This is a genomic window from Shewanella electrica (assembly GCF_022321485.1).
Classification (GTDB): domain Bacteria; phylum Pseudomonadota; class Gammaproteobacteria; order Enterobacterales; family Shewanellaceae; genus Shewanella; species Shewanella electrica.
The window spans coordinates 370,865-397,522 of record NZ_JAKOGG010000004.1; the positions used below are offsets into that span (position 1 = coordinate 370,865).

At 41.8% G+C, this 26,658-nt stretch carries 25 protein-coding genes; 23 read left to right on the plus strand and 2 right to left on the minus strand.

Translation table 11 applies throughout. The annotated features are described in order from the left end of the window. The first annotated feature begins 29 nt into the window (after window positions 1-29). The 4 genes from L9G74_RS08595 to L9G74_RS08610 are packed head-to-tail and all read left to right on the plus strand — an operon-like array spanning window position 30 to window position 2,772. A complete protein-coding gene (locus L9G74_RS08595) occupies window positions 30-821 on the plus strand; it encodes a ParA family protein (RefSeq protein ID WP_238895886.1) in 792 nt (263 codons plus the stop codon). Continuing rightward, window positions 805-1,830, plus strand: coding sequence for a chemotaxis protein CheW (locus tag L9G74_RS08600; protein ID WP_238895887.1), 1,026 nt, complete (start codon window positions 805-807; stop codon window positions 1,828-1,830). The genes L9G74_RS08595 and L9G74_RS08600 overlap by 17 nt, the downstream gene beginning before the upstream one ends. 7 nt (window positions 1,831-1,837) lie before the next feature. Then, on the plus strand, window positions 1,838-2,329 hold the full coding sequence (locus L9G74_RS08605) for a chemotaxis protein CheW (protein WP_238895888.1): 492 nt from the start codon (window positions 1,838-1,840) through the stop codon (window positions 2,327-2,329). Window positions 2,330-2,367: 38 nt separating this feature from the next. Further along, window positions 2,368-2,772, plus strand: a complete 405-nt coding sequence (locus L9G74_RS08610; RefSeq protein WP_238895965.1) for a DUF2802 domain-containing protein — start codon at window positions 2,368-2,370, stop codon at window positions 2,770-2,772. A 26-nt stretch (window positions 2,773-2,798) separates the two neighbouring features. On the opposite strand, the gene L9G74_RS08615 is transcribed toward L9G74_RS08610, so the two are convergent. Both L9G74_RS08615 and L9G74_RS08620 read right to left on the minus strand, forming a co-directional pair. Beyond that, on the minus strand, window positions 2,799-3,110 hold the full coding sequence (locus L9G74_RS08615) for an EscU/YscU/HrcU family type III secretion system export apparatus switch protein (RefSeq protein WP_238895889.1): 312 nt from the start codon (window positions 3,108-3,110) through the stop codon (window positions 2,799-2,801). Window positions 3,111-3,112: 2 nt separating this feature from the next. After that, window positions 3,113-4,852: a hypothetical protein gene (locus L9G74_RS08620; protein ID WP_238895890.1), complete on the minus strand. Its 1,740-nt coding sequence runs from the start codon at window positions 4,850-4,852 to the stop codon at window positions 3,113-3,115. 195 nt (window positions 4,853-5,047) lie between these two features. Between L9G74_RS08620 and L9G74_RS08625 the strand changes: the two genes are divergently transcribed. The 19 genes from L9G74_RS08625 (at window position 5,048) to L9G74_RS08715 (ending at window position 26,584) form a co-directional block, all read left to right on the plus strand. Further along, window positions 5,048-5,830 (plus strand): MlaA family lipoprotein, encoded by a 783-nt coding sequence (locus tag L9G74_RS08625; protein WP_238895891.1) that lies wholly within the window; start codon window positions 5,048-5,050, stop codon window positions 5,828-5,830. Window positions 5,831-5,927: 97 nt separating this feature from the next. After that, on the plus strand, window positions 5,928-7,031 hold the full coding sequence (locus tag L9G74_RS08630; protein ID WP_238895892.1) for a response regulator: 1,104 nt from the start codon (window positions 5,928-5,930) through the stop codon (window positions 7,029-7,031). Window positions 7,032-7,370: 339 nt separating this feature from the next. Continuing rightward, window positions 7,371-7,871 carry a transcription/translation regulatory transformer protein RfaH gene (rfaH, locus tag L9G74_RS08635; RefSeq protein ID WP_238895893.1) on the plus strand — a complete coding sequence of 167 codons (501 nt, stop codon included), beginning with the start codon at window positions 7,371-7,373 and terminating at the stop codon, window positions 7,869-7,871. Window positions 7,872-8,659: 788 nt separating this feature from the next. Beyond that, entirely contained in the window at window positions 8,660-11,422 is a 2,763-nt protein-coding gene (locus L9G74_RS08640; protein WP_275297329.1) for an SLBB domain-containing protein, read from the plus strand. A gap of 90 nt (window positions 11,423-11,512) precedes the next feature. Then, window positions 11,513-12,475, plus strand: a complete 963-nt coding sequence (locus L9G74_RS08645; RefSeq protein ID WP_238895895.1) for a Wzz/FepE/Etk N-terminal domain-containing protein — start codon at window positions 11,513-11,515, stop codon at window positions 12,473-12,475. Window positions 12,476-12,504: 29 nt separating this feature from the next. After that, the gene (locus L9G74_RS08650; RefSeq protein ID WP_238895896.1) at window positions 12,505-13,482 is read left to right on the plus strand and encodes an FAD-binding oxidoreductase; all 978 of its coding nucleotides are present in this window, start codon (window positions 12,505-12,507) and stop codon (window positions 13,480-13,482) included. Window positions 13,483-13,496: 14 nt separating this feature from the next. Beyond that, window positions 13,497-14,270, plus strand: coding sequence for a glucose-1-phosphate cytidylyltransferase (rfbF, locus tag L9G74_RS08655; protein WP_238895897.1), 774 nt, complete (start codon window positions 13,497-13,499; stop codon window positions 14,268-14,270). A 6-nt stretch (window positions 14,271-14,276) separates the two neighbouring features. Next, window positions 14,277-15,362, plus strand: coding sequence for a CDP-glucose 4,6-dehydratase (gene rfbG / locus L9G74_RS08660; protein ID WP_238895898.1), 1,086 nt, complete (start codon window positions 14,277-14,279; stop codon window positions 15,360-15,362). A gap of 80 nt (window positions 15,363-15,442) precedes the next feature. Next, window positions 15,443-16,756 carry a lipopolysaccharide biosynthesis protein RfbH gene (rfbH, locus tag L9G74_RS08665; RefSeq protein WP_238895899.1) on the plus strand — a complete coding sequence of 438 codons (1,314 nt, stop codon included), beginning with the start codon at window positions 15,443-15,445 and terminating at the stop codon, window positions 16,754-16,756. Window positions 16,757-16,795: 39 nt separating this feature from the next. Continuing rightward, the gene (locus L9G74_RS08670; RefSeq protein WP_238895900.1) at window positions 16,796-17,641 is read left to right on the plus strand and encodes an NAD-dependent epimerase/dehydratase family protein; all 846 of its coding nucleotides are present in this window, start codon (window positions 16,796-16,798) and stop codon (window positions 17,639-17,641) included. Window positions 17,642-17,643: 2 nt separating this feature from the next. Continuing rightward, window positions 17,644-18,663: an NAD-dependent epimerase/dehydratase family protein gene (locus tag L9G74_RS08675; RefSeq protein ID WP_238895901.1), complete on the plus strand. Its 1,020-nt coding sequence runs from the start codon at window positions 17,644-17,646 to the stop codon at window positions 18,661-18,663. Then, window positions 18,660-20,000, plus strand: coding sequence for an oligosaccharide flippase family protein (locus L9G74_RS08680; protein ID WP_238895902.1), 1,341 nt, complete (start codon window positions 18,660-18,662; stop codon window positions 19,998-20,000). Before L9G74_RS08675 ends, L9G74_RS08680 begins: the two co-directional genes overlap by 4 nt. Beyond that, the gene (locus tag L9G74_RS08685; protein ID WP_238895903.1) at window positions 19,966-20,985 is read left to right on the plus strand and encodes a glycosyltransferase family 2 protein; all 1,020 of its coding nucleotides are present in this window, start codon (window positions 19,966-19,968) and stop codon (window positions 20,983-20,985) included. The genes L9G74_RS08680 and L9G74_RS08685 overlap by 35 nt, the downstream gene beginning before the upstream one ends. After that, complete coding sequence (locus L9G74_RS08690) at window positions 20,978-22,072, plus strand: glycosyltransferase WbsX family protein (RefSeq protein ID WP_238895904.1); 1,095 nt, start codon at window positions 20,978-20,980, stop codon at window positions 22,070-22,072. The genes L9G74_RS08685 and L9G74_RS08690 overlap by 8 nt, the downstream gene beginning before the upstream one ends. Before the next feature lie 19 nt (window positions 22,073-22,091). Continuing rightward, window positions 22,092-23,135 (plus strand): WaaS/CpsH family glycosyltransferase, encoded by a 1,044-nt coding sequence (locus L9G74_RS08695; RefSeq protein WP_238895905.1) that lies wholly within the window; start codon window positions 22,092-22,094, stop codon window positions 23,133-23,135. Further along, entirely contained in the window at window positions 23,135-24,337 is a 1,203-nt protein-coding gene (locus L9G74_RS08700; protein WP_238895906.1) for an O-antigen polymerase, read from the plus strand. The genes L9G74_RS08695 and L9G74_RS08700 overlap by 1 nt, the downstream gene beginning before the upstream one ends. 99 nt (window positions 24,338-24,436) lie before the next feature. Then, window positions 24,437-25,201, plus strand: coding sequence for a glycosyltransferase family 2 protein (locus L9G74_RS08705; RefSeq protein ID WP_326521509.1), 765 nt, complete (start codon window positions 24,437-24,439; stop codon window positions 25,199-25,201). Then, on the plus strand, window positions 25,198-26,133 hold the full coding sequence (locus L9G74_RS08710) for a glycosyltransferase family 2 protein (protein ID WP_238895908.1): 936 nt from the start codon (window positions 25,198-25,200) through the stop codon (window positions 26,131-26,133). The genes L9G74_RS08705 and L9G74_RS08710 overlap by 4 nt, the downstream gene beginning before the upstream one ends. 121 nt (window positions 26,134-26,254) lie before the next feature. Continuing rightward, entirely contained in the window at window positions 26,255-26,584 is a 330-nt protein-coding gene (locus L9G74_RS08715; protein WP_238895909.1) for a phosphohexomutase domain-containing protein, read from the plus strand. Window positions 26,585-26,658: the final 74 nt, after the last annotated feature.

Below are 26,658 nucleotides of genomic sequence, written 5' to 3' on the forward strand. Positions count from 1 at the left end.
TGATTAACAAGGACACAAGGGGCCTAGAATTGAAAGTCTGGACCATTGCAAATCAAAAAGGCGGCGTGGGTAAGACCACCACCGTAGCAAGCCTTGCCGGCGTACTAGCGGCCAAGGGGAAACGCGTGTTGATGATTGACACCGATCCTCATGCTTCCTTGGGCTATTACTTGGGGATCGACTCTGAAGAGATCCCCGGTTCACTTTACGATGTATTTCTAGCACATCAGCAGCTTTCCCGAGACTTGGTGAGACAGCATACCGTGCCAACAGCCGTGGAAGGTATTGATCTGTTACCTGCAACCATGGCGTTAGCCACGATTGACCGCTCGCTAGGGCATCAAGAGGGGATGGGATTAGTGCTGCGTAATCTACTGCAACTGGTGGCGGAAGATTACGATGTCGCCTTGGTTGACTGCCCCCCCGTACTCGGCGTGTTGATGGTTAACGCATTGGCCGCGAGTGATCATATTGTGGTGCCAGTGCAAACCGAATTTTTGGCGATCAAAGGCCTTGACCGCATGATAAAAACGATGGAGCTGATGGGCCGTTCGAAAAAAGTACGCTACAGCTTCTCCGTTGTGCCGACCATGTATGATCGCCGCACTAAAGCCTCATCGGCAGCGTTACAGCATTTAAGCCAAGTGTATGGCGATACTTTGTGGCCTGATGTTATTCCCGTTGATACAAAATTTAGAGATGCCAGTTTGGCCCATTTACCAGCTTCGCATTACGCGCCACAATCTCGTGGTGTTAAAGCTTATGAGCGCTTATTGGACTATTTGAATAACGGGGAGTTTGCCCATGTCAAAATCGGTTGATGAAACTGTTTTTGATTACTTTAGCGTATTGCTAGCCGAGCCATCGCCTCAGGTTGAGGAGGTTGCTGCGCCCGTACCAGAAACGGCAACACGTCGTGTTGAGGTGGTCGCGGATGTGGCCACCAAGCCCAAGGTGACTCCGCCCGTTGTGGCAGCTAAAGCGGTGACCGCAACTGTAGCGCCCAAGCCAATTGCTGCGGTTAGTCAGAGTAAAACCGTTGCACCTGCGGTAACACCCGCAGCAACGTTAGATAAGCAAGCTCTGGAACGCTTATTATCAAGCGTCGTGGCGGATAATAAAGAACACCGAGACGCCGCCAGTAATCCGCAGGTTAAAGCTGCCGACGTTAAAGAATCGATAGCCAAAGCAACACCCGTGGCGCCCGTCAGTCAGGCTCAGCCCAAGATTGTTACTAAAGCCGCTGAAAAAATTGCTGAAAAACCAACAGCTGCAATAATTAAAGAACCGACAATTGAAGCCGTTACAACAGTTGCCCCCGCAACGCAGACGGCAGCGGTACCGCCGGCCAATATCTTGACCTTGGCGGAGCAGTTGGATGAAGAGTTTCAGGTGCTGTTTTTCAAAGTCGCAGGGCTCACGTTAGCGGTGCCTTTGGTGAGTTTGGGCGGCATAGTGCAGATTGAGCACATCAACCACATCATTGGTCGACCAAAGTGGTTTAAAGGGGTGCAGACGTATCGCGAGTCACAACTGAACGTTGTTGACACTGCAGCGTGGGTTATGCCAGAAAAATATGACGAGAAACTGGCGCAATCCATAAATTATCAATATCTTGTAGTACTAGAGAACAGTAATTGGGGCTTGGCTTGCGAGACACTCCTCAATGCAGTGAAGATTAATAAATCCCAGGTAAACTGGCGCGCCAAAGCTGGTAAACGTCCATGGTTAGCTGGAGTAGTAAAAGAACAGATGTGTGGCATTTTGCATGTGCAAGCCTTAATGGAAATGCTGAATGCCGGCTTGGGTTGTCAAGATCCAATTAACTGAGGTAATTATGACTGAATCAAGAAACGTAGCTGCCGTAGCGGCAAAAGATGATGCCGTGCTCCAGTGGGTCACATTTCGGCTAGATAATGAAACCTACGGCATCAATGTGATGCAGGTGCAGGAAGTGCTTCGTCATACAGAAATTGCGCCGGTGCCTGGTGCGCCTCACTATGTGCTCGGCATTATCAACTTGCGCGGTAATGTTGTCACAGTTATTGATACCCGCTCACGCTTTGGTTTGCCATCGGCGGATGTTGATGACTCAACCCGTATCGTGATCATTGAAGCCGAAAAGCAAGTGATTGGTATTTTGGTTGATAGCGTGGCTGAAGTGGTGTATCTGCGCCGTTCAGAAATCGACAATGCGCCAAACGTTGGTACGGAAGAAAGCGCTAAATTCATCCAAGGCGTAAGCAACCGTGGCGAAGAACTGTTGATTTTGGTTGATCTCGATAAGCTGCTGTCTGACGAAGAGTGGGCAGAGTTGTCACAAATCTAATGCGTGCTTTGGGATAACTGGAAATGGAGTTGCCACCAATGTTAGGCGATGAGCTGTTAATTGCCCTCGGTGTATTCTTAATATTGTTACTGGTGGCGCTTTTCATCCTCCAACGTAAGCAGGGTCAGCACTACAAGAGTAAAATCGATGCGCTGACCTTGTTAGTCAAAGAAGCTGATAAACAGCGAGACACGTTAAAGCAGGAAATCCAAGAGTTGCGTAGCGGTACTATTGGGGTTGGCCGTCGCGTGATGGAGCTGGAGAAACGGATTGCCGCGCAAGATGTGAGGTTAGATGAATCGGTACAACAAGAACCCCAATCTCGCCTCTACAGCCGAGCGATCAAGATGGTGCAGTTAGGGGCTGGGGTCAATGAGCTGATGCAGGAATGTGAGCTGCCTAAAGCGGAAGCAGAACTGCTGTTACGACTTCATAGCCGCTAATATCGAGCTTTGTTTAAACGCGCTTTTTATACTTGCTGCACAATACGCTGGTGCAAATTATTCCATTGCTCGGGAAATTTGCCATCTAGCATATAAACAAAGGCGATCAGTTCCGCAATGAGCAGATATAACTCTTTAGGGATCTCTTCGCCAATCTCCAACATCTGCAAAAAATTGCTCAAATGCGGATCTTCATGAATATGTACGCCAGCCTCTTTGGCGACCGCGATAATTTCTTCTGCTAATAGCGCCTTACCCTGTGCGGTAATTTGCGGCGCTTTTTTTCCATCAAAATAAAGTGCCGTCGCTTGTTTAGCGGGTTTGGTTTGATTGTTCATGGTTACACCTTAATTTTGACCAGGACGTGATCGCCGGGTAATACCGTGGCGGGAATATTTGCCATGTAACTCTCTACCCGATCAACAGTAAAACCTACTTGAGTCAGCTTTTGTTGTAATACCGCTTCAAAGTTATTAATGCGGTTAAGCAATAGTTCGCTGTTACTGGTAAGTTCTAACCTTAACGATTTTCCCTGAATAAATGCGTTGACGAGCATTGCTCCGCTCGAAAGACTAAATTTCAACTTAAGCTTCCAGCCTTTGCTTAGCTGCGGATCTGCCGCGTCCTGCTGATATTCAAACTTACCCTCCAACTGCTCCGTATGGTTATCTAGCTGGTAGGGGAGAGCAAAGAAAAAGCCATTACCGCCCATCTCCGCCGAGGCGTTTTGGAATAATCTGATGGAATTTACCATGTGGCTAACACTGTCAAAGCTTTTACTACTTTCTAAGGCATCCAACAACTTGCCGCTACTATTACTGGCGGCTTGTAACGAACTTAAATAATTTCTTAGCCGCGCAGACATCTTGTTAGTGTCCACATTGGGAAGTTTGGCACCAAGCAGCAACTGAAACATAAATGCTACCGAGTCACTTTGGGTGAGTGGCGAACTGGTAAATGGCTGTGCCGGTTGGAAGCTCAGAGCCGATAGCAACTGCTGTTGCAGAATCTCAGGATCGGCTAACTCACTCATTAATAACGGGCTTAAAGCAGGCAGTACCCGCATTAGGGCGCTTGCTAAGTTATTTTTGGGCAGGGCGATAGCTTCCGAGGTAGCACTTACGCCCATTTTGTTGAGGTGCTTCTGTAAGATCTGCGCACCATCCACGGTGGTTGCTGGCTGAGATTTGTCCGCAGTATTAGTACCGCTGGTTGGCATATTCTCTGTAGCAAAAAGAGATTTAGCCAGTGGCGATGACGGTAGATTAGCCGAGGTTTTAGAGTCTGGATTCACCGTCTTAGTGAGTGCGTTAGCTGCATCCGCAGCAATTTTGCCATCAACGGCGGATTTCTCAGTGGTGGCAGCCTGCTGATTGGTGGCTGATAGTGGTGGCCACGGCAGCTTTTCTAAGCGACTGAGCCAACTCGCCGCAGTTTGTGATACGTCGTGTTGCGCGACCACCAAATAATTAGGTTGTGCCGCGTTAGTGCCAGCTGAAAGCAGATTGTCCACTTTAGCTGGCACTAGCGGCAGCAGCGGAATAGTAAATTCACTTTTGATTGGTTGTAATTGTAATGCCAGTGCACCGCCAGCACTGACAATCTTAACCGCGTACATGCCGTCGCTGAGTGCCACACTCGGTTTAAAAGCAACGTTAACACCCTCTGGAAATTGCAACTGACCATTGGTCAACCGGGCCACCGGCAACGGATAACCTTGGGGCCGTTGCGCCAACAACTGTAGTTGCGCTAAGCCGTTATCTCCCAATCGGCTGGGGGTGAGCAACTCAGCAGGCACTTGCTGCAACAACTTGGCGCCAAGGATCATGAGATTGGCTTGTAATTGGCTGTTGGCCGCTTGAGTCAGTAGTTGCAGTACCCGTTCGCCGGTATTGGCTTGTAGCGTGCTAGCGAGTTGGGATTGGTACTCAGTTTGAAAATTTTGTCCCTGAATAGCCAGCTTGATCGCGTCCTGCGTAACAGAAATGTCAACAGGCAACAACGCCGACGTAGATACCGCAGGCGGTGGCGTGTTAGATGGTGGCGTTGCTGCGGTGATTGTGCCGCTCACTGGCTTCATTGTTGCAAATTACCTTTTTAGTACGCATTTATTAATATTCTGCATTTGACCTACTGAGATTGAACAGTATCCTATATAAGCGATAGGACGGGAATGGATATAAAATCGTCTTCTAGTAGGAATACTATCGTCAAGTTGGGCAACTTTCTTAAGCAAAAACATCTGTAAATAGCATTAACTTTCAACGAGTATGATATGAATTATTGTCAGCTGTGTCTTTTGGGGACATTGTTAACCTGTAGTACCTCAATTTGGGCTGAACAGCCCGAAACGCCAGCCGTTGAAGATAGTGCGGTTAAAGTCACCTATCGAGATCCTCGTGACCCTTGGGAAGGCTTTAACCGGGCAATGTGGAACTTTAACTACAACTATTTGGACCGGTATGTCGCTCGGCCCGTGGCTCATGGTTATCGTGATTACGTGCCAGATCCTGTAAAAACTGGCTTAGATAATTTTTTACAAAACTTAGAAGAGCCTCAATCGTTAGTGAACAACACGCTACAGGGCAAGTGGTCTTGGGCGGCAAACGCTACTGGCCGATTTGTGGTGAACTCAACCGTCGGTGTATTGGGGTTGATTGATGTCGCCGACATGATGGGCATGCCACGTAAACAGGACGATTTTAACGAGGTGCTGGGTTATTACGGTGTGCCTAACGGACCGTACTTCATGGCACCGTTCATGGGCCCCTATGTGACACGGGAAATCACGACTGACTGGGTGGATGGTCTATACTTTCCTCTGTCAGAGCTAAGTTTTTGGCAAAACGCCCTGCGCTTGGGATTAAAAGGACTCAACGCGAGAGCTGCCGCGATAGATCAAGAACGCTTAGTAGACAATGCACTCGACCCGTACAGCTTTGTGAAGGACGCTTATATCCAGTATGTGGATTACAAAGTGTATGACGGTAAAGTACCATCGAAGAAGGACAACGATGATGAGTTGCTGGATGACTATATGCAGGAGCTTGAGGAGTAGCATCAACGTAGTACTAGAAATTGCTTCGCGAGCGTTTTAGTGTGACTGCGGTTGTTTGTTATCACTTCATCAGGCGCAATATTTGGTAGGGCGATGTATGGCGCTTGATGAATTAAAAATTCTACTTGTTGAAGATGATCCCGTCTTTCGCACTATTGTCGCCTCGTTCTTACGCGGACGAGGCGCGTTAGTCACAGAAGCTGGCGACGGTGAAGTCGCGTTGGCTGCTTTTTTTGCTGAGAGTTTCGATGTCGTGCTGTCTGACATCACCATGCCCAACATGGATGGTTTGGCATTACTTACCGAGTTAGCTAACGCGGGTTCTTATGTTCCAGCCATTGTGATGTCCGGCAATCAGCAGATGTCTAATGTCACCGACGCGCTTAAGCTTGGTGCGGCAGATTATCTAGTTAAGCCCATCTCAGATCTGTACCAGATCGAACACGCAATTTATGAAAGCTTACGCGGTACACACCTCAATAAAAATGATATCGCGCGTGATGTCGATGACTTATCGTATCTAGAACTCAATGAGCACCTGTCATTGCTTGAGCACAACGCCAATGCGGCCAAGAGTGTGCAGCAACAACTATTCCCTAATTCCTCTGTGAGCTACAAACAAGCCACATTTGAATACACCTTGTTTAGCGGACATGACGTGAGTCCCTACTTTATTGATTCTGAGCGACTGGCTAACGGTCACTTGAGCATGTATTTAGCCCACTTTTATCCTGAAGATCATCGTGCGGCTTTTGGCTCTGTGCTGTTACGCAGCTTTATGCACCAGAGTTCTCGTGAGCTACTCAAGAACAACGGCGGTCAGCTTGAGCCGTGCAAGATGTTGGAATACCTCAACCAGCGTTTGATGCAGGCCAACATGGGCATCTATGCCGATATTCTGCTGATTGTCTACGTTCCGGAAACCCGTATGGTGCATATTGCCCAAGCTGGTACTGGGTTACGCTGTTATATTCGACAACAAGATGACTTTACTCCAGTCATGCTCCCGCCCGCGATTCAATTGGGATTGGTAGAATGGGGAGCCTGTCAGGGACATACACGCCTGTTGCAGACAAATGAGCAACTTTGCGTGGTTTCCTCTAATCAATATCGGTCTTTGCTATCGGAAAATCAGTTTGCCGGGGTGGATTTCCAAGCTGAAGTTCCTGCTGGTGGCTACTTTCAACTCAGCGCTGACTGAGTTAGGTGTAAAAAACATGTTATCTAGGGAGGCTTTTTTTACTTACTTATCCAAAAGCTGAATTAGAAAAAGCGAAAGTGGTTATATCGCTAGTTCACAGCTAAAAATGAAGTAAATTTGATACTTTGCAGTAGTAACAAGCTATTGTTGTTCTTCCTAAAGAATAACGCACTACACAGTAAATCTAGACATCTGCGAAAATGTTGAACAGATACTGACCTCTAACGTGTTCAAACGTCAAAATCCCGCTGACTATGCTTTCACTCAATAAGACAACTTTGCTATGATGCCGTCCACTAGATAGGACGTCTATCCCAGAAACATTGAAGTGAGCGTGAAATGAAAGGTTGGTATCTTCTATATTGCAAGCCCAAAAGCGAGCTAAGAGCTCAGCTAAACTTGGGGCTGCAAGGATTAGAGACCTACCTGCCGATGGTGCAGGTAGAAAAGAAGGAAAAAGGCCTTTCCCAAGTCAAAAAGTCTCCGCTTTTTCCTAATTACCTGTTCGTAAAATTCAACCCCTACGAGTTCAGTGTCAGTAAGATTCATTCAACTCGTGGCGTTGCACGTCTCGTTGACTGTTCCGAACAGTTAACTCCCCTCAATGACATCCTGATTACTCGTTTGAAACATCAGGAATTGATAGCTCCCATCTTATCGTCTTCTAAGACCTTTATCTCAGGCGAAAAAGTCCGCGTATTATCGGGCCCTTTTAGTGAACTAGAAGGTGTATTTGTCGAGCATAACGGTCAAGAGCGCTGTAAAGTGCTGTTCAAGTTTTTAGGTAAATTACAGTCGCTAGAGTTCGCCACTGCGGACATTCAAGCTGCCATCGCATAGTGCTAGCGAACTGACTCGCCGTTTATTGATTTAATGATGTTGTATCTCGTTGAAAATATAATAATTCAACGATTAAAGTTAGTAGTTAGGGCATGTTGGAAGCCAAAATCCATGGGCGGTAGCGTGCCTGAAAGGCAGAGTCATGAACAATTTCATGACTCTAGTGGACGCCGAAGCCCTCTGGGCGCCTCGCGGATCGGTAGCGTGCCTGAAAGGGTGAGAAATCGCAGATTATGCTCTCGAACGTGAGGCATGGATGCCGAGCTGGCTTTGGTACAGGATGTATCAAGAGTCATGAACAATTTCATGACTCTAGTGGACGCCGAAGCCCTCTGGGCGCCACGGCGTAGGCGTGTGAAACGTGGAGCAGCACAATTGCTGCTCCCAGCCGTAGCGGAATGAGGTCTCTCGAAGTCCTGTGGGATTCGTTAGCGTGCTTGAAAGGGTGAAAAATCGCAGATTATGCTCTCGAACGCGAGGCATGGATGCCAAGCTGGCTTAGGTACAGAATGTATCAGGAGTCATGAACAATTTCATAACTCTAGCAGATGCAGAAAGCCTACGTGATTTCTTCGGAAATGTAGCATGGTCTAAAGCTATCCTTGGCGTTCCTTAGATGTGATAGTGCTCAGTAAGTACCTAAGTAATGCTTAACTAAATTAGTATTTAATTAATTTGCCATGTATTTGTTTATAAATGGCGTCTTCGCATCGTCTATCGCATATGCATAGCCGTGTAGTGCTCAGTAATAACTCACTTGGATTGGAGATTTTTGAGTGTCAGGTCTGATGAAAAAAATAATACTCGTATGGTTTGTGTGCCTTGGTTTTGCCACTGCACCAACATTTGCGGCAAGCGTGTCACCGCAAATGATCCAGCAATTTAAAAATCTACCGCAGTCTGAGCAACAGCGACTTGCTAAGCAGTACGGAATAGATCCTAGCCAATTTGGGCTGCAGCAGGGGCAAAGCAATCAAGGGCTAGATAATCCAGAGCTAGTATCGCCCAGAGATGATGATGAAGATGTTCAGAAATCGGATAGAAAAGATAAAAAAGATAAAAATGACTTTTTACAAAATGATGCCGGGAAGTTGAAGCGCTTTGGCTATGAGATGTTTGCTGGTGCGCCATCTACATTCGCACCGACATCAGACACGCCGGTGCCTGCAGATTATTTTGTCGGTCCGGGCGATACCATCAAAGTACAGCTTTTTGGCAAAGAAAGTAGCCAATATGATTTAACGATAGCACGTAATGGCGTGTTACAGTTTCCAGAGCTTGGTCCAATCAATACCGTCGGTTTAACATTTTCTACCCTGCGTGAGACGATCATCGAAAAAGTTAAACAGCAGATGATCGGTGTGCAGGCGAATGTAAGTATGGGAGAGCTGCGTTCTATCCGTATTTTCGTAGCGGGTGATGCCTATAAACCCGGTTCATATACAGTGTCTAGCTTAGCGACTATCACTCAAGCCTTGTTTGTTTCTGGTGGCGTGAGTGACATTGGCTCACTACGTGACATTCAATTGAAGCGACATGGTAAGGTGATCAGTCACTTTGATTTATATGACCTGTTACTTAATGGTGACTCTTCCAACGATTTGCCATTGCGTTCTGGCGATGTGGTATTTATCCCCGCGGTTGGACCTTCTATCAGTGTTAATGGCGAAGTGCAGCGCCCAGCAATTTATGAGTTAAAACCTAACGAGACTTTGGCTGATGTTGTTAAAATGGCCGCTGGTTTAAAGGCTGGTGCATATCCTAAAAGTAGCACAGTTGAGCGTTTCAACGTCAATGGGCTGAAGTCAGTCATTAGCGTCGATCTAACAGAAAACTCAGGTAAGCAATTTGTTGCTAAAGACGGCGATTATCTGCGAGTTAAAAACTCATCAAAAGATTACGATAATGCTATCACTCTCATCGGTGCAGTTGTGCGTCCTGGTGTTTATCAATATCAGGCTAAGCAAACTATTTCATCGTTACTCCCTAGTTTAGGAAGTGATTTACTACGAGATGCAGATCTTAATTATGGTTTAGTTATTCGTGATTTAGATGCTCTAGGGCATATAGAAGTACTACAGTTCTCTCCTGCGAACGCCATTAGCCACCCAAATACCATTGCAGATCTAACATTAGCCCCGAAAGATAAAGTTGTTATTTTTAATGCCAATAATAACGCTCGTAACCGTTTTGAGCTTAACCAATTGGTAAATAAACGTATTGAAGAAATCGAGCGTGTCACGGGATCCAGTGATAACGATAATCCTCTCGTCAGTCGTGATTTATTTACCTCTGGGTTCGCATCGTTGGATGATGATCGGCAGCAGGAAGACAGCGTAGCCGGCGTTGTTGTTAGTAATAATCAACGTCTGGAAAAGCAAAAAAAGCAGCAGGAGCAGCAAGCAAAAATGGTCTCTGCTGAAGTCGAGAAAATGCTAATGCAGCTTTTTGATGATAAGGAGCTTATCAAATTAAGTTACCAGCTAAATCGTGAAGAACTGCTGTATCCGATCATTAACAAACTGAAGCATCAAAGCCGGTCCGGTGAAGAAGCTAAAGTCGTAGCAATTAATGGCGAAGTCCGCTTTAAGGGGATTTATCCTTTAGCTGAAAACGCTAACGTTGCAGACCTTATTGCCGCAGCGGGTGGTTTGAGTGAGGGAGCTTACTTAAAACGCGCGGAACTTTCTCGCATTGAAACGACACAAGACGGCTCGAGTTTACGTCATCTGAGCATCAATTTAAGTCAATCTCTGTCAGACACTCGAACCGCTGAAAAGCTCGAACCTCGTGATGTACTTACCGTGATGAAAATCCCTGAATGGCAAGAAAACCAAACGGTGGAAGTTCGCGGCGAAGTTAAGTTCCCCGGCGTGTATAGCATCCGTCGCGGTGAAACATTAGAGGACGTGCTACAGCGTGCAGGTGGATTTACAGATAACGCTTATATTTCAGCATCAGTGTTTGTGCGTGACTCTTTGAAAAAACAAGAAGAGTTAGAAATCAAAAAATTTGCTGACCAGTTACGCCGCGAAATCGCCACTAAAGGGCTCTCTAGCGAAAACAGTACAATCAATTATGCCGATGCACAGCAAATGCTGTTAGATTTGCAAAATACTAAGGCTGTCGGGCGTTTAGTTATCGACTTGCCAGCGATTTCCTTAGGTATTGCAGAAGCAGATTTACAGCTAGAAAATAAAGATCTGCTGTATGTACCACCAAAGAAACAAACAATATCTGTTACCGGCGAAGTGCAGCATCCTTCAAGTCACCGTTTCAAAAAGGGTCTTTCTGTTGAGCAATACATTGAACTGGCAGGTAACCCTAAAAAACGCGCAGACGCTGACCGCATCTATGTCATTAAGGCGAACGGGGCCGTTGAGTTACCTGATAACTCATTCTGGTCAGGCAGCGATGAGCAATTAGCCCCTGGTGATACCATCGTTGTGCCACTCGATACAGAGTACAAAGATAATCTGACTCTTTGGTCGCAAATTACCGGCATTATTTATAATTCTGCGGTTGCACTAGCGGCGTTAGGAAACATTTGATCACATTAACGAGGTAGGAAATTCCTACCTCGTTTTCGACCAGTTCTGAGCTTTCTAACAGCTTTGGATAGATAAATTAGAAATTTAGCTATGAATAATAAAACCATCTCCCCGCTCGAAGAATATAAGGCAATACCCGCAGACAATAGCGATGAAATTGACCTGCGCGAACTTTTTTCTGTCATATGGTCAGGAAAATGGATTATCTTGGCGACGACAGTGTTATTTGCTGCAATATCGGCTGGTGTTGCGTTGTATCAGCCAAATATCTATCACTCGGAAGCAACGTTAGCACCCGCTGAGGAAGCGCAAGGCGGTGGGTTGTCCGGCCTTGCAAGCCAATTCGGAGGGCTTGCTAGCTTGGCTGGCGTAAGTCTTGGTGGCGGCAATAAAGCCGATAAGTCACAGTTAGCGTTAGAAGTGCTTAAATCCCGTCAGTTCATAAGTAAATTTATTGAAACGCACCACATTTTGCCGGACTTGATGGCAGATAAAAAATGGGATGCCTCAAGTAATAAAGTCATTTATGACCCAGCTATTTACGACGCTAGTACCACAACTTGGGTGCGTGAAGTTAAGCCTCCCTTGCAGTCCAAGCCGTCAATGCAAGAAGCATATAGCGTTTTTCAAAAACTAATAACGGTAACCAATGATACTAAGACCGGTATGGTGACTCTGGCTATCGAGCACAAATCGCCATACATCGCTAAACAATGGGTAGATTGGTTGGTTGAAGACATCAATAGTGAAATGAAAACCCGTGATGTAGAAGAGGCCACCAGAAGCACGGAATACCTGAACCACCAAATTCAACAGACCAATGTGGCAGATATTCGCACGGTACTGTTCAACTTGATTGAAGAGCAAACCAAAACCATCATGTTTGCTAATGTAAGGGATGAATACGTTTTTAAAACTATTGACCCAGCTGTAGTGCCTGAATTGAAAGCTAAACCAAAACGTGCATTGATTGTGGTACTGGGTATTGTACTTGGTGGCATTTTCTCAGTGTTTTTCATTTTAGTTAGACATTTCTTTAAAACTGAAAAATAGCCGTTATCGAGACCTTCGGAACAACGTTAATGACATCAAAAATAACTTTATTCCCATCTGCGATTAGCTTTGAAACAACGCGAGATATTACTGTACTTGAAAGTGCACTCAGCGCTGGCGTAGTCCTTGAACATAGCTGTAAAAATGGATCATGCGGTTTATGTGAGTCAAAACTACTTGCTGGCAGTGTGATTGATACTGAAGGGAAAGTGTATGAAGCTGAACAAAGCATTCTAACTTGCCAATGTAAAGCGAACAGCGATGAAGTAGCAATAGAGGCTGAATATTTCCCAGAGCTTGCCGAGCTGACAAAGAAAATTGTCCCTGCTAAAGTTTCAGTGGCTGAATACAACAGCGAGTTTCTGACCCTAAAATTTCGTCTTCCACCTACAGCAAATTTTCGCTACTTAGCAGGCCAATACATCAACTTGCATTACAACGGATTGGCACGAAGCTATTCCGTTGCCAACGCAGATAGTACCGAAGGCATTGAACTGCATATCAGAAAAGTGCCATCAGGCGCGATGAGTGAACAGTTATTCAATGGTGAAATTGCACCGAACACATTGATGCGCATAGAGGGGCCAATAGGCACTTTTTTTGTACGTGATGACCAACGGCCAATAATTTTTCTCGCTGGCGGTACAGGCTTTGCGCCTGTTAAAGCCATGGTGGAACAAATGCTTGCCACACAAAGCCAGCGCGAGATCCACATCTATTGGGGAATGAGGACGGGGGCTGATTTTTACAGTGCCTTGCCGCAGCAATGGGCGTCACAGCATGCACATATCAACTTTGTACCTGTAGTGTCTGAAAATGACGCATTGTGGCAAGGGCGCAGCGGCTTGGTGCATCAAGCAGTGCTTGACGACTTTCCAGACCTGTCTGCTTTCTGTGTTTATGCTTGTGGTTCGCCGCTAATGATTAATGCAGCTAAAGCAGACTTTGTTAATTATGGATTATCAGAGAAAAAGTTTTTCTCTGACGCTTTTACCGTATCAAAATAAAAAATGGTGACTAAATGAAAGCAGTAATTTTGGCTGGAGGCCTCGGTACTCGTATCAGTGAGGAAACCGTAGTTAAGCCAAAGCCTATGATCGAAATTGGTGGCAAGCCGATCCTTTGGCACATTCTTAAGATGTACTCAGCGCATGGGATCAATGATTTCATCATCTGCTGTGGTTACAAGGGCTATGTAATTAAAGAGTACTTCGCTAACTACTTCCTGCACATGTCGGACGTCACCTTCAATATGCGTGATAACCACATGGAAGTGCACCATCGTCGTGCTGAACCGTGGAATGTCACCTTGGTTGATACTGGCGAACATTCAATGACCGGTGGCCGCTTGAAGCGTGTGGCTGAACATCTGAAAGATGAAGAAGCATTTCTATTCACCTACGGCGATGGCGTGTCAGATGTGAATATCGGTGCCACTATCGATTTTCACCGCAAACATGGCAAGCTAGCAACGTTAACTGCCACCTTCCCACCTGGACGTTTCGGCGCATTAGACATGCAGAATGGCCAAGTTAGATCATTCAAAGAAAAGCCAAAGGGCGACGGTGCGATGATTAACGGCGGCTTTTTTGTATTAAGCCCAAAAGTGATTGATCTTATCGATAATGATGCGACCACTTGGGAGCAAAAGCCGCTGATGCAATTAGCAGAGCAAGGCCAGTTAATGGCCTATGAGCATGACGGTTTTTGGCAGCCAATGGATACGCTACGCGATAAACATTACCTTGAAGAGCTGTGGCAAGAAAATAAAGCGCCTTGGAAAATCTGGGAGTAATTGGCATTGGCAATCGATAAAGCATTTTGGCAGGGCAAACGCGTTTTTGTAACCGGACATACCGGATTCAAGGGCGGTTGGTTGTCACTGTGGTTAGCAGAGATGGGCGCAGTGGTACGCGGCTATTCACTGCCAGCACCTACGACTCCTAGCTTGTTCGAACAAGCTAGGGTGAACCAAGGCTTATTGTCTGAAGAAGGCGATATTCGTGATCACCTGCATTTGCGTCAAGCCATGGCGGATTTCAAGCCTGAAATCGTATTTCATATGGCGGCACAACCGTTGGTGCGCCTATCTTACGAAGACCCTGTAGAAACCTACTCCACCAACGTGATGGGTACGGTATATGTACTCGAAGCCATTCGTGCTGTCGGCGGTGTAAAAGCCGTGGTAAATATCACCAGTGACAAATGCTATGAGAATCGTGAATGGGTATGGGGTTATCGTGAGCACGAAGCTATGGGCGGTTATGACCCTTATTCGAACAGTAAAGGATGTGCAGAATTAGTTGCATCAGCTTACCGCAATTCCTTTTTTAACCCCAAAGACTATGCCAAACATGGTGTAGCGCTGGCATCAGTTCGAGCGGGTAACGTCATTGGTGGTGGTGACTGGGCAAAAGACCGACTAATTCCTGATATTCTGAAGTCATTCGAGCAATCTCAGCCAGTAGTGATCCGCAATCCGCACTCTATTCGCCCATGGCAGCATGTGTTGGAACCGCTTTCAGGTTACATTTTGATTGCCCAGCAATTGTACCTGCATGGTTGTGAATTTGCTGAAGGTTGGAATTTTGGGCCAAATGATAATGATGCAAAGCCAGTCGAATACATTGTTAATACAATGACACAGCTCTGGGGCGATGATGCCACATGGCAAATCGACGGCGCTGAACATCCGCATGAAGCACACTACTTAAAATTGGATTGCTCCAAAGCTAAAATGCGCCTTCAATGGCAGCCACAGTGGGACTTGGATACCACCTTGGCACGCATCGTTCGTTGGCATAAAGCGTGGCTGGCTAATGACGACATGCGCGAAGTAACTTTGCGTGAAATCCGCGACTATATGAGTGCAGCGGGAATTAACTAATTCGCTGGCATTATTCAATAACGCTGACTGAACTTGCCAGCAGCAATATTATTAAAAAATAACGATAGGAATTGAGACTGATGAGTACTCAAGAGTTACGAGAGCAAATTGCGGAACTGGTTGGAAAATATGCCGAGCAAGCATTAGCACCTAAAATGTTCGTTGCAGGTCAAAGCGTTGTACCGCCATCAGGCAAAGTCATTGGTGCCAAAGAACTGCAATTAATGGTTGAAGCATCGCTGGACGGTTGGTTAACCACTGGTCGTTTTAATGATGCATTTGAGAAAAAATTGGGCGAATACATTGGCGTGCCTCATGTGTTGACCACTACTTCCGGTTCCTCAGCAAACCTGCTCGCATTAACTGCGCTGACATCACACAAACTAGGTGACCGTGCATTAAAACCGGGCGATGAAGTGATAACTGTTGCGGCTGGCTTCCCAACTACCGTTAACCCGAGTATTCAAAATGGGCTGATTCCTGTGTTTGTTGACGTCGATATTCCGACTTACAACATCGACGCAGCCTTGATTGAAGCTGCTGTCACCGAAAAAACTAAAGCGATCATGGTGGCACATACCTTAGGTAACCCATTCAATCTTGCTGAAGTTCGCAAAATTGCTGATAAATACAACCTTTGGTTAGTGGAAGATTGCTGTGATGCTTTAGGCACCAAGTATGACGGCAAAATGGTCGGTACCTTTGGTGATATCGGTACCGTAAGTTTTTACCCTGCCCACCACATCACTATGGGGGAGGGCGGTGCGGTATTCACTAAGTCTAAAGAACTGAAAGTGATTATTGAGTCATTCCGCGATTGGGGACGTGATTGTTATTGCGCACCGGGTTGTGACAACACCTGTGGTAAGCGCTTTGGCCAGCAATTAGGCTCATTGCCAGCGGGTTACGATCACAAATACACCTACTCGCATTTAGGTTACAACCTGAAAATTACTGATATGCAAGCCGCCTGTGGTCTGGCACAGCTTGAACGCGTAGAAGAGTTTGTGGAACAACGTAAAGCGAACTTCGCTTATTTGAAAGCCGGTTTAAGCAGTTGTGCTGAGTTCTTAGAACTCCCAGAAGCCACTCCTAACTCAGAACCTTCTTGGTTTGGCTTCCCTATTACCTTGAAGGAAACTGCTGGTGTGAGCCGTGTTGAACTGGTTAAATTCCTCGATGAAGCCAAAATTGGTACACGCTTACTGTTCGCCGGTAACTTGACCCGTCAGCCTTACTTTGAAGGTCGTGAATACCGGGTCGTGGGTGAATTAACCAATACCGACCGTATCATGAACCAAACATTCTGGGTGGGTATTTATCCAGGATTATCCAAAGAACATTTAAATTACGTGATTGCGAAATTTGAAGAGTTTTTTGGTTTGAATTTTTAATCAAATAAAAAAGGGGGCGACTAGCCCCCAATTACAAATATGCGTATTTTAATTACAGGTATAAGCGGTTTCTTAGGCAGTCATTTAGCTAACGCATTAATATCGAAGCATGAGTTAGCAGGAACGGTACGTGCTGGGTCTAACTTAGAACGAGTAAACGATAAAGATAATTTAGAACTCATCAATATAGATTGTGTAGATTGGATTGAAAAAATTAGATTCTTTAATCCAGATATTGTCATTAATACGGCTGCTTTATACGGAAGAAAAAAAGAGTCTTTATCTGAATTAATAGAAGCAAATATAATTTTCCCGCAAAAGATCATTGAGTGCATTAGGACAGACTCTACTTTTATAAACTGTGGTACATCTTTACCTTCATCTGTCAGTTTTTATTCGTTGACGAAAAATCAATTTATCGAGTTAGCCAAAGAATACTGTAAAATTACTAATATTAAATTTGTGAATTTAAGACTCGAACATTTTTTTGGCGCAAATGATGATCCGACTAAATTCACATCGTATGTCATTAACCAATGTTTATCTGGACTTCCTTTAAATTTAACTGAAGGAATTCAGGAGCGTGATTTCATATATATAGATGATTTAATAATAGCATTTAAATGTATAGTTGATTCTTTAGAAGAACTTGATTATTTTGAATCTATTGATATAGGTTCTGGTAATACGGTGAAAGTAAAGGATTTTGTTAAATTAGTTGCGTCAATTACATCATCAAAATCAATAATAGAGTTTGGTGCGATTCCGATGCGAGAGAATGAACTGATGTTTAGTTGTGCCGAAATACAACGAATTAAGTCGCTGGGATGGAAGCCGAAATATGATTTGGTTAGTGCGATAAAAGATATGATTAATAAGGAATGAGAATGAAGCTGTTAATAACAGGTGGTTGTGGTTTTCTAGGAAGTAACTTAGCTTCTAATGCTATTAAATTAGGGGTGGATGTAATCGTATTCGACAACCTATCAAGGTTTGGCTCTACTAGTAATTTAACTTGGTTACAATCTATAGGTGATTTTACTTTTGTTCATGGAGATATTAGAAATAAAAACGATGTAAATCGTCTTATAGAAAAATATATGCCAGATAATGTGTTTCATTTAGCTGGACAAGTTGCAATGACGACTTCAATTGATAATCCGCAAATGGATTTTGAAGTTAACGTCGGAGGAACAGTAAATTTATTAGAGGCGATTCGTCATTATAATCCTGAATGTGGTATTATTTATTCTTCCACTAATAAAGTATATGGTGACCTAGAACAGTTTACCTATCGAGAAACTTCGACTCGTTACGAATGTATAGAAAAGCCAAATGGATTTGATGAATCAGTTCAGTTAAGTTTTCACTCGCCATACGGATGTTCAAAAGGAGCGGCAGACCAATATATGTTGGATTATCATCGTATATTCGGTTTGCATACAGTAGTGTTTAGACATTCATCAATGTATGGAGGTCGCCAATTTGCTACCTACGATCAAGGATGGGTTGGCTGGTTTTGTCAAAAGGCGGTTGAAGCAAAAGCTGGAAATAGGGAACCATTCACTATTTCTGGTAATGGAAAGCAAGTTCGAGATGTACTTCATGCTGAAGATATGATTTCTCTTTATTTCTGTGCGTTATCGAATATCGATACAATCGCTGGAAATGCATTCAATATCGGTGGGACATTCGCCAATAGTTTTTCATTATTAGAGTTGTTTGATTATTTAAATAGTATTGCATCTGTTAAATTGTCGTACACCAAAATTCCTGTTCGGGAAAGCGATCAGAAAGTTTTTGTTTCAGATATATCTAAAGTCCAGTCATTAATTGGTTGGCAACCAAAAGTGAGCTCCCATGATGGAGTCAGTAGAATGTTCGAATGGTGTTCTCAAAAACAATGAGCAGATCTAAGAACTTATTAAGAAGTATAAAACTTTCATTTGCAGCAAAAGTTATTTCGCTGATGGTGTCACTTATGGTGACACCAATTCTGTATAGAACACTTGGTTCCGAAACATATGGAATATGGGCGACAATTTTGCCAATATTTACATGGCTCTCATTTTTTGATCTTGGGATTGGTAATGGCCTCAGAAATGTTATTACAGAATGTGTTGCATCAAATGAATATTCAAAAGCAAGGAAATATATAGCTAACGCATTCATTGTTTGTACAATTGTCAGTTTTGCGGTAACTTCTCTTCTCGTAATAATATTCTCAGTTCTATATTTTTTTCCGAATTTAGTGGATTTAAATTTCGGTGAAGATGTGCAGTATGCTATTTTACTCGTAGTTATTGCTGCTATAATTTCATTTGTGTTGGGGTTGGTCAATAACCTTTATCATTCACTGCAACAGTCTCATTATGTGACGTATGGGCAGCTAATCAATAGTTGTTGCATATTCCTAATGTTAATCCCAGTTTATTTTGATTTTTTCCATAATGACATTCTTTTTACAGCTGCTGTTTATTCTGTATCTCTAATTTTGTCATTGTTTATATTGACATATCGATTTTTTAGAGAGCATAGATCGCTATTGCCTTCTTTATTAGATATCAACTTGAATCCAAAATATATGTTGCTTAAAGTAGGTTTAGCATTTCTAATCCTGCAGCTATCTTCATTAATTATATTTTCCTCAGACAAGTTGATAATAACAACATTCGTGGGCCCAGTGGAAACTTCAAGTTATGATATTGCATATAAATATTTCAGTGTTGTTATATTTATGCAATCAATATTGACTACGCCTACATGGGGAGCTATAGCGGACGCTATAGCTAAAAAAGATTCAACATGGATTTCTAAAGCAGTTAAAATTCAACTTTTCGGTTTTTCAGTAATTCTAATGGTTCTTTTAGGAATGTTGGTTTTTTCTGAGACTGCTTTTAAAGTATGGATTGGCTCGGATTTTGACATAACACGGAGTATTTTATTATGGATGGTAATTTTTATTGTAGTTATGTCATGGAATAATATTTTTTCTGCATTGTTAAGTGGAGCAGGGATATTGAAATTTCAGGTCTATCTGGCTTTGTTAGCAGTTTTAATCAATGTGCCGCTATCTATCTCTCTTTTGCTATATTATAAGCTTTCAGCTGAATCTGTTCTTATCTCAAGTTCAATTAGCTTATCTTTTTTTGCATTAATTTCCCCATTCGTTTTTAAAAATAAGATTCGTGAGGTTAAAGTAAGTGCTATTGACCATTGCAATTCCAACATACAATCGTCTTAAATTCCTATCTCAAACGATCGATGCGTTATTACCTCAGATATTAGCTCGTCCTAATGCTGAAATCGAATTGCTTATCTGTGATAATGCGTCGCAAGATGGAACCTGTGAATATTTAACGACACTGAGTAAAGCTTATTCATTTGTAAAAGTTCATAATGAGGATAGCAACTTAGGGATAGACGCTAATATTCATAACTGCTCCGTTTTCGCAAGTGGAGAGTATGTGTTTACATTGTCTGATGACGACATTCCTGAAAACGATACAATAAGTGAAATAATTGATAATATTAAAAATATTAAATTAGCCGGTGATAAACCTACATTCATGTTTCTTAATGGTTATGTTTTTTCGGGTGAATATAATTCTTCTTTACCAAAAAATGATAGGATTTTCTTAGAAAATAGTAAGGATATTACGTTTAAAGATCGAAATGAGTTTGTTAGCCATATTGGTGTATGGGCAACATTTGTTTCATCCTTTGTATATAATCGAGAGTGTTGGCTTAGAGCTGCAGAAGATAAAAGATTTATTGGGACAGATATTTATTTAGCTTATGTTTTATATTCTATGCTTAGATATTGCGACAAAATGATTATAATATCAAACCCAGTAATAGCAATTAGAGCGCAGTATACTGGTAATTATAGGATATTAAAGGCGTTTTGCGTTGAATGGAATAATTTGCTTAATAACGTTGCTACAACCGAATGGGGTTATTCTAAGCTTGGGAATAGAAAAATTTTTTCGAAAACTTTTTTTAGCAATTTGATTAATAAAGTTATTGATATAAAAAGATCAAGTTATATGATTCCACGTGATGATAGAGTCGCAGTTATGTTATCTTTGCATAATTTTCCTGTTGAACGCTTGGTAATGCGCACCTTGTTCTTTCTTAATTATCATGGTGTTATTATCTTTAATAAAATAATTACTATATTAGGTATTAGGACAAATAACTTTCTGTTGGGAGGTAAAAATGACTAAGGTTGTTGCATTTTATCTACCTCAATTTCATCAAATTCCTGAGAATGATAAGTGGTGGGGTGAGGGGTTCACTGAGTGGACAAATGTTAAGAAGGCTAAACCACTTTTTAACGGTCATAACCAGCCAAGAATACCATTAAATAATAATTATTATGATTTGTCATCTGCCAAAACTTTGGAATGGCAGGCATCGTTGATGAATAATTATGGTATCGATGGTATGTGTTTCTATCACTACTGGTTCGGTGGTAAAACTCTTCTCGAGAAGCCTTTGGAAAACTTATTGGAGAATCCCTCAATAAATATGCCATTTTGCTTAGCTTGGGCTAATGAGCCTTGGACCAGAGCTTGGGATGGCGGTGATAAAGAAGTTATTATGGAACAGCACTATGGAAGTCAATCGGATTGGGAGGCCCACTTTGATTACCTTTATAATGCATTCAAAGATATACGATACTTAACGTATGAAGGGAAGCCAATTTTTATTATTTATCGCGCTCAGAGCATTCCTGATCTGGAAAAAATGCTTATTTTTTGGCAAGAGCTTGCAAAAAATAAAGGTTTGTCTGGCATACATTTTGTCCGAATGAATACAGGATTCTCTAACGAGCAATGCGGCTTAAGTGGTATTACTGCCCAACTGGATTTCGAGCCGATGTACTCACTCACGCATTCTCTTAAGTTAGTTAGCCGGATCAGACGTTTTCTCAGAAAAAGGTTTCGTATTTTCCTTAATTTATTTTTGGAAAGAAAGTTGCCAATTGACGTGGTTGATTACCAAGCAATATGGGACCAGATTTTAGCTCGAGATATTACCGGAAATACTTATCCAGGCGCGTTTGTTGGTTGGGACAATACTCCAAGAAAAGGTAGTAGAGGATTAATTGTCAAGGGAAGTTCAGCTGGTAATTTTAGGAAAAACTTCACCATTCAGTACAATCGTTGTGTAGAGAGTAATGCAGAGTTTATTTTTATAAATGCTTGGAATGAGTGGGCCGAAGGGACTTATTTGGAACCTGATATTGAAAATCAGTATGAATATTTGGAGGTTATTCGTAATGTTAAAGCTGATAATGATATTAACTGATTAATATCTCGGAGTTTTCTTGAAAAAAATATTGTTAGTTATGCCCAAATTTTTTGACTACGAGATGCGTTTTGCTGAAAGCTTGTCGAAAATGGGGGACGTCGTATCTGTAGTCTATGACGAAAATAAGTTCTTTTTGCCTAGAATTCACATTAGGGTTTTTCTTTTAATTATTAGGTTTATTTTATCTTGTGTTGATTGTTATTGGCTTTGGAAAAAATATTATAGACTCGCAAGCGTTTTCAGCTTGAGATATGCATCTAGTAGCGGATTTGAAAAGTATATCTTGGAACATATTCCTGTAAAACAAGTAGATTTGGTGGTTGTAGTTAAAGGTTTCGGTTTTAGTTCGGGACTGGTACAAGAAATAAAGGAAAAATGCAAGCCTGAACGTATGGTTCTTTATCAATGGGATATCATTGATCGATTCCCGCAAGTTATTGAAATATATAGTCTCTTCGACAGGGTTTTTACTTTTGAACGTAATGATCTTGAAAAGTGGCGAGGGTCTTTATACCTTCCTACTCCAGTAGATATGACTAGAATTATATCAATTTCTAAAGAGTTAATTAATAAAGAAAGCCCTAAAATTGATTTTTGTTATGTTGGTTCATTTACTTTTTACAGATTTTTTAAGCTGAAGGCGCTGAAGCGCAATTTGAAGAAATCTCATTGTAAGTTTACTTTTATTTTAGTTACAAAGAGTAAGTTGTTGTCTCGGATTTTTCCAGATGTTTCAAATGAAGTTATAACTGAAACGGAGCGAGTAAAACTCTACCTTAATTCAAAGTATGTCGTTGAACTTGGACACCCCGGACAGACGGGGTTAACCCAAAGATGCTTAGAAAGTTTTGTGTGTCAGAGACCTGTATATTATGTCGGCGATTATAATAAGCTGAGTTTGGATGCTCATTTCTCTAAATTTATTTTTGGACGTGGACAAGTTGCTTTTTCAATGGAGATAAATGATGGATCTATAAGCGAGGTTTTTAAAGGTGAAAACAATCGCTTTCTAGATTGTTATTCATATGATTACTGGGCTGATAGGGTAACTAATAGTTGATGAATAAGCTAAATGTTAAAATCTCCAGAAGTATTATCTTCGAACCGCTATTTGTTTTTTCGGGTATTTGGTTATTTGTTCTAGTTTTGTATGGTCTTCAATACTCTAGTTTGCTGATTTTTGAATTTATAGATGTTGCAATGTACGTTTTGTTTATTATAGGGAGTTTTTTTGTTGGGTGGCTAGCGATATTTATATATGAGGGGCGATTTCACAGTCGTGTTGTTGGTTTAAATATTGAACGTTATGATCTGAAAATTAATTTGAGTGATAATTTTCTATTGAGATTAAAACTTAAGATAAGGTGTTTTTTCGGAATTTGGCTTTTGATAACTCTAATTGAAATTGTTTATTGTTCCGGTGTCCCAATTGTTTGGTTGATTTTAAAGAACGGTAAAACTTACTTTGATTTTGGTTTGCCTAGTGTTCATGGTTTCTTAAACTCCCTGCTACTGACACTGTCTTTAGTCTCATATTTTGTTTATGTGTATACAGGGGAAAGAAAATATTTATTAGTTCCAGTGTTCACATGTTTATGGAGTGTGATTGTTATTTCCCGTAATCTACTAATAGTAAATATTTTTCAGCTGATATTAATTCATTTTTCATTTCGCAAGATGAATTTAAAGAAAATTTTTCCTGTGGTCGTATTGTTTTTATTTCTAATTTTTATTTTCGGTGTCGTAGGCGATGCGCGTAGTGGTCGTGATGCTTTTTTAGCATTAGCTATGGCTACGGATAATTATCCAACTTGGTTGCCCTCCGGTTTTTTGTGGGTATACATGTACCTTACGACTCCAGTCAACAACCTAGTAAATGCATTTGTCAATAGTGTTCCAAATTATGACTGGTCTTTAAGAGAATCTACGTCGATGCTTTTACCATCAGTAATTAGAGGGATGATATATAGTGATAACTATGCGAATTTTACACAGAACTTAGTTTCGGAAGCGTTCAATGTTAGTTCGGCATTTATAAACCCATATAAGGATATTGGAGCCTTTGGTGTGTTTTTTTTAGCATCTATAGCTGGTTTTTTTTCAAGGGTTTTCTACAAGAATAGAACACCGTTTGCTTTTTTTGGATTCGCCATATTAAGTCAGTGTAATATATTAAGTGTTTTTTATAATCATTATATGTATTTACCAGTAGTATTTCAGTTGGTTTTAGTGAGATTTGTTTTTTTAGGTAATTTTAAGTGACTTGTTTAACCTAGGGGGAGATATTTTTTGTGTTATTTTAATTCTAGTAAAGTCGTTTTCGATAATCTAAGTGAAGCTAAACCTAGTTTGTCAATTTTGGTGAGAATGAAAAACGAAGCTAGGCTACTACCTTTTTTTCTAGCCTCATTATCCAGACAGAATTTTTTCGGTTGTTATGAGGTTATATTCCTAGATAGTGGAAGTTTTGACGATTCAATTGAAATTGTAAAAAAATGGGGTGGAAATGTTAAGATTTTATCAATTAATGCGACAGAGTTTAGTTTTTCTAAAACTTGCAACTATCTTGTAAATCAAGCTAGAAGTGATTTATGTTTATTTTTTTCTGCTCATGTAGAGTTACTTTCTTCTGATTTTTTAAATGAAGTGCTTCTTGAATTCAATGCAGGGAATCGTATAGGTTTTTTTAGACAAGTAGTAAATCATAATGCTGGATACTCTTTATATGAATCAATTTTTCTGAATAAAACGTTTCCTAAGCGGAAAGTAAATAATCAATTATGTTTTAGTAACGCCGGCTCATTTTCAGCTAAAGAAATATTAGAGGAGTACCCATTTCCAAATGTTGAGGCTAGCGAGGATAATGCTTGGGCAAAACTTGTGTTGAATAAGGGATTCGAGATATGTTACTTTCCAGATTTGGAGATCGCTCATTCTCATAATGAATCTTTCGAGCAGATAACGCGTCGAGTTAGAATCAATAAACTTGCTAGATTTGGCGCTAGGAAATGTTATTTAAAAGCGTTTTTTAAGTTTATAAAAATATTCTTAGTTTTGTTTCTTTCATCATTTGATAGAGTTTTGGCTTATCGATATGCACTCGCTCACAGTAAGGGGTATTTGTGAACGGTATAAAGAATGTTGGAGTTGTTATTCCTACCTATAACGCTGGTGAAAATTTTAATCTATTACTTGAATCTTTGTATAAACAAGATGACATAGATATTAAGTTGCTAGTTATCGACTCTCAATCTGACGATGGCACGGTTGGTAAAACTGCAAATTATCCTGATATTGAAGTGCTGGGAATAAGTAAATCTGATTTTAATCATGGTGGAACTAGAAATATTGGCTTAAATTTTTTTAAAGAACGTGGTTTCGATATAGTTGTTTTTTTGACGCAAGATGTTATTTTGCAAGGAAATAAATCATTATTTAATTTAGTTAATGCTTTAAATGACCATAGTGTATGCGCCGTTAGTGGCCGTCAGGTTCCACATATAGACGCTAATCCTTTAGCATCTCATGCAAGGATATTTAATTACCCTGAATTTAGTTGTTGCAACACTTATTTGGATCATACCGCAAAAGGCTTGAAAGTTGCTTTTATATCTAATTCATATGCAGCTTATCGGATTGATGTGTTAACTCGTTTGGGCGGCTTTCCCTCAAATACTATCTTAGCTGAAGATATGTTTGTCGCAGCGAAAGCTCTTCTAGCTAACTACAAAGTAGCATATCAGGCTGATGCAGTAGTTCAACATTCTCATAATTATTCTCCAATTCAAGAGTTTAAACGCTATTTTGATATAGGCGTTTTTCATGCATGTGAGCCATGGATCCAAGAAAAACTAGGTGGTGCACATGGAGAAGGGGCAAAATTTGTTAAGTCTGAGTTGGCGTATCTTTGGAGGCATTCGCCGAGCTGGATTCCTTATGCATTTGTTACGACATTTTGTAAATTTTTAGGCTATAAGTTCGGGTTGAATTATAAACACATCCCAACTGCATTGAGGCCGAAGTTTGGAATGTATAAAAGCTATTGGAATCAGCAGTAATTACTATTGTCGCCCCCAGCCCATCAATATTCTGTGGCGAGGGAAGGCGTTAGCAGCCTTACCAACTCGTGATGCGTTATTGCCCGCGTTAATGGTGCTTGCTGCGGCAAAAGACTGTCATTTGTCCTCATTAGTTGCTGCATTGCTTCCGCGTTACACCAGTTCCGACCGGATTAAAGATTTTGCGCGTGAACGAAGTCTAGCGTTGATTGCTAAAGGCGAAGCTCAGCCAAACGCGTTTTTACGCACTTTGGGGTTGGCAAATGTCGATGTGAGTTCGGTCAACACGACGGATGGTTTACGGTTGACGTTATCTGACGGCCGAGTGATTCATTTACGGCCCTCTGGCAATGCACCGGAACTACGTTGTTACGCAGAGGCCGCAACCGAATCGGATGCCAATGCGCTAGTTTCTGGTGTGCTTAACGCTGTTGTCAGTGCACCTTGGTGATATAACCAACTCGCTTTTTCGCGAAGGTGTAATTTGTCACAGAAAGGTTGTTTTAGCGTTGTTTGGGTGTGCTA

Excerpts from the sequence above, each read along its gene's own strand:
- L9G74_RS08600 (WP_238895887.1), top strand. The coding sequence starts at position 805 with ATGTCAAAATCGGTTGATGAAACTGTTTTTGATTACTTTAGCGTATTG.
- L9G74_RS08605 (WP_238895888.1), top strand. The coding sequence starts at position 1,838 with ATGACTGAATCAAGAAACGTAGCTGCCGTAGCGGCAAAAGATGATGCC.
- L9G74_RS08610 (WP_238895965.1), top strand. The coding sequence starts at position 2,368 with ATGTTAGGCGATGAGCTGTTAATTGCCCTCGGTGTATTCTTAATATTG.
- L9G74_RS08615 (WP_238895889.1), bottom strand. The coding sequence starts at position 3,110 with ATGAACAATCAAACCAAACCCGCTAAACAAGCGACGGCACTTTATTTT.
- L9G74_RS08620 (WP_238895890.1), bottom strand. The coding sequence starts at position 4,852 with ATGAAGCCAGTGAGCGGCACAATCACCGCAGCAACGCCACCATCTAAC.
- L9G74_RS08625 (WP_238895891.1), top strand. The coding sequence starts at position 5,048 with ATGAATTATTGTCAGCTGTGTCTTTTGGGGACATTGTTAACCTGTAGT.
- L9G74_RS08630 (WP_238895892.1), top strand. The coding sequence starts at position 5,928 with ATGGCGCTTGATGAATTAAAAATTCTACTTGTTGAAGATGATCCCGTC.
- rfaH (WP_238895893.1), top strand. The coding sequence starts at position 7,371 with ATGAAAGGTTGGTATCTTCTATATTGCAAGCCCAAAAGCGAGCTAAGA.
- L9G74_RS08640 (WP_275297329.1), top strand. The coding sequence starts at position 8,660 with ATGAAAAAAATAATACTCGTATGGTTTGTGTGCCTTGGTTTTGCCACT.
- L9G74_RS08645 (WP_238895895.1), top strand. The coding sequence starts at position 11,513 with ATGAATAATAAAACCATCTCCCCGCTCGAAGAATATAAGGCAATACCC.
- L9G74_RS08650 (WP_238895896.1), top strand. The coding sequence starts at position 12,505 with ATGACATCAAAAATAACTTTATTCCCATCTGCGATTAGCTTTGAAACA.
- rfbF (WP_238895897.1), top strand. The coding sequence starts at position 13,497 with ATGAAAGCAGTAATTTTGGCTGGAGGCCTCGGTACTCGTATCAGTGAG.
- rfbH (WP_238895899.1), top strand. The coding sequence starts at position 15,443 with ATGAGTACTCAAGAGTTACGAGAGCAAATTGCGGAACTGGTTGGAAAA.
- L9G74_RS08670 (WP_238895900.1), top strand. The coding sequence starts at position 16,796 with ATGCGTATTTTAATTACAGGTATAAGCGGTTTCTTAGGCAGTCATTTA.
- L9G74_RS08675 (WP_238895901.1), top strand. The coding sequence starts at position 17,644 with ATGAAGCTGTTAATAACAGGTGGTTGTGGTTTTCTAGGAAGTAACTTA.
- L9G74_RS08680 (WP_238895902.1), top strand. The coding sequence starts at position 18,660 with ATGAGCAGATCTAAGAACTTATTAAGAAGTATAAAACTTTCATTTGCA.
- L9G74_RS08690 (WP_238895904.1), top strand. The coding sequence starts at position 20,978 with ATGACTAAGGTTGTTGCATTTTATCTACCTCAATTTCATCAAATTCCT.
- L9G74_RS08700 (WP_238895906.1), top strand. The coding sequence starts at position 23,135 with ATGAATAAGCTAAATGTTAAAATCTCCAGAAGTATTATCTTCGAACCG.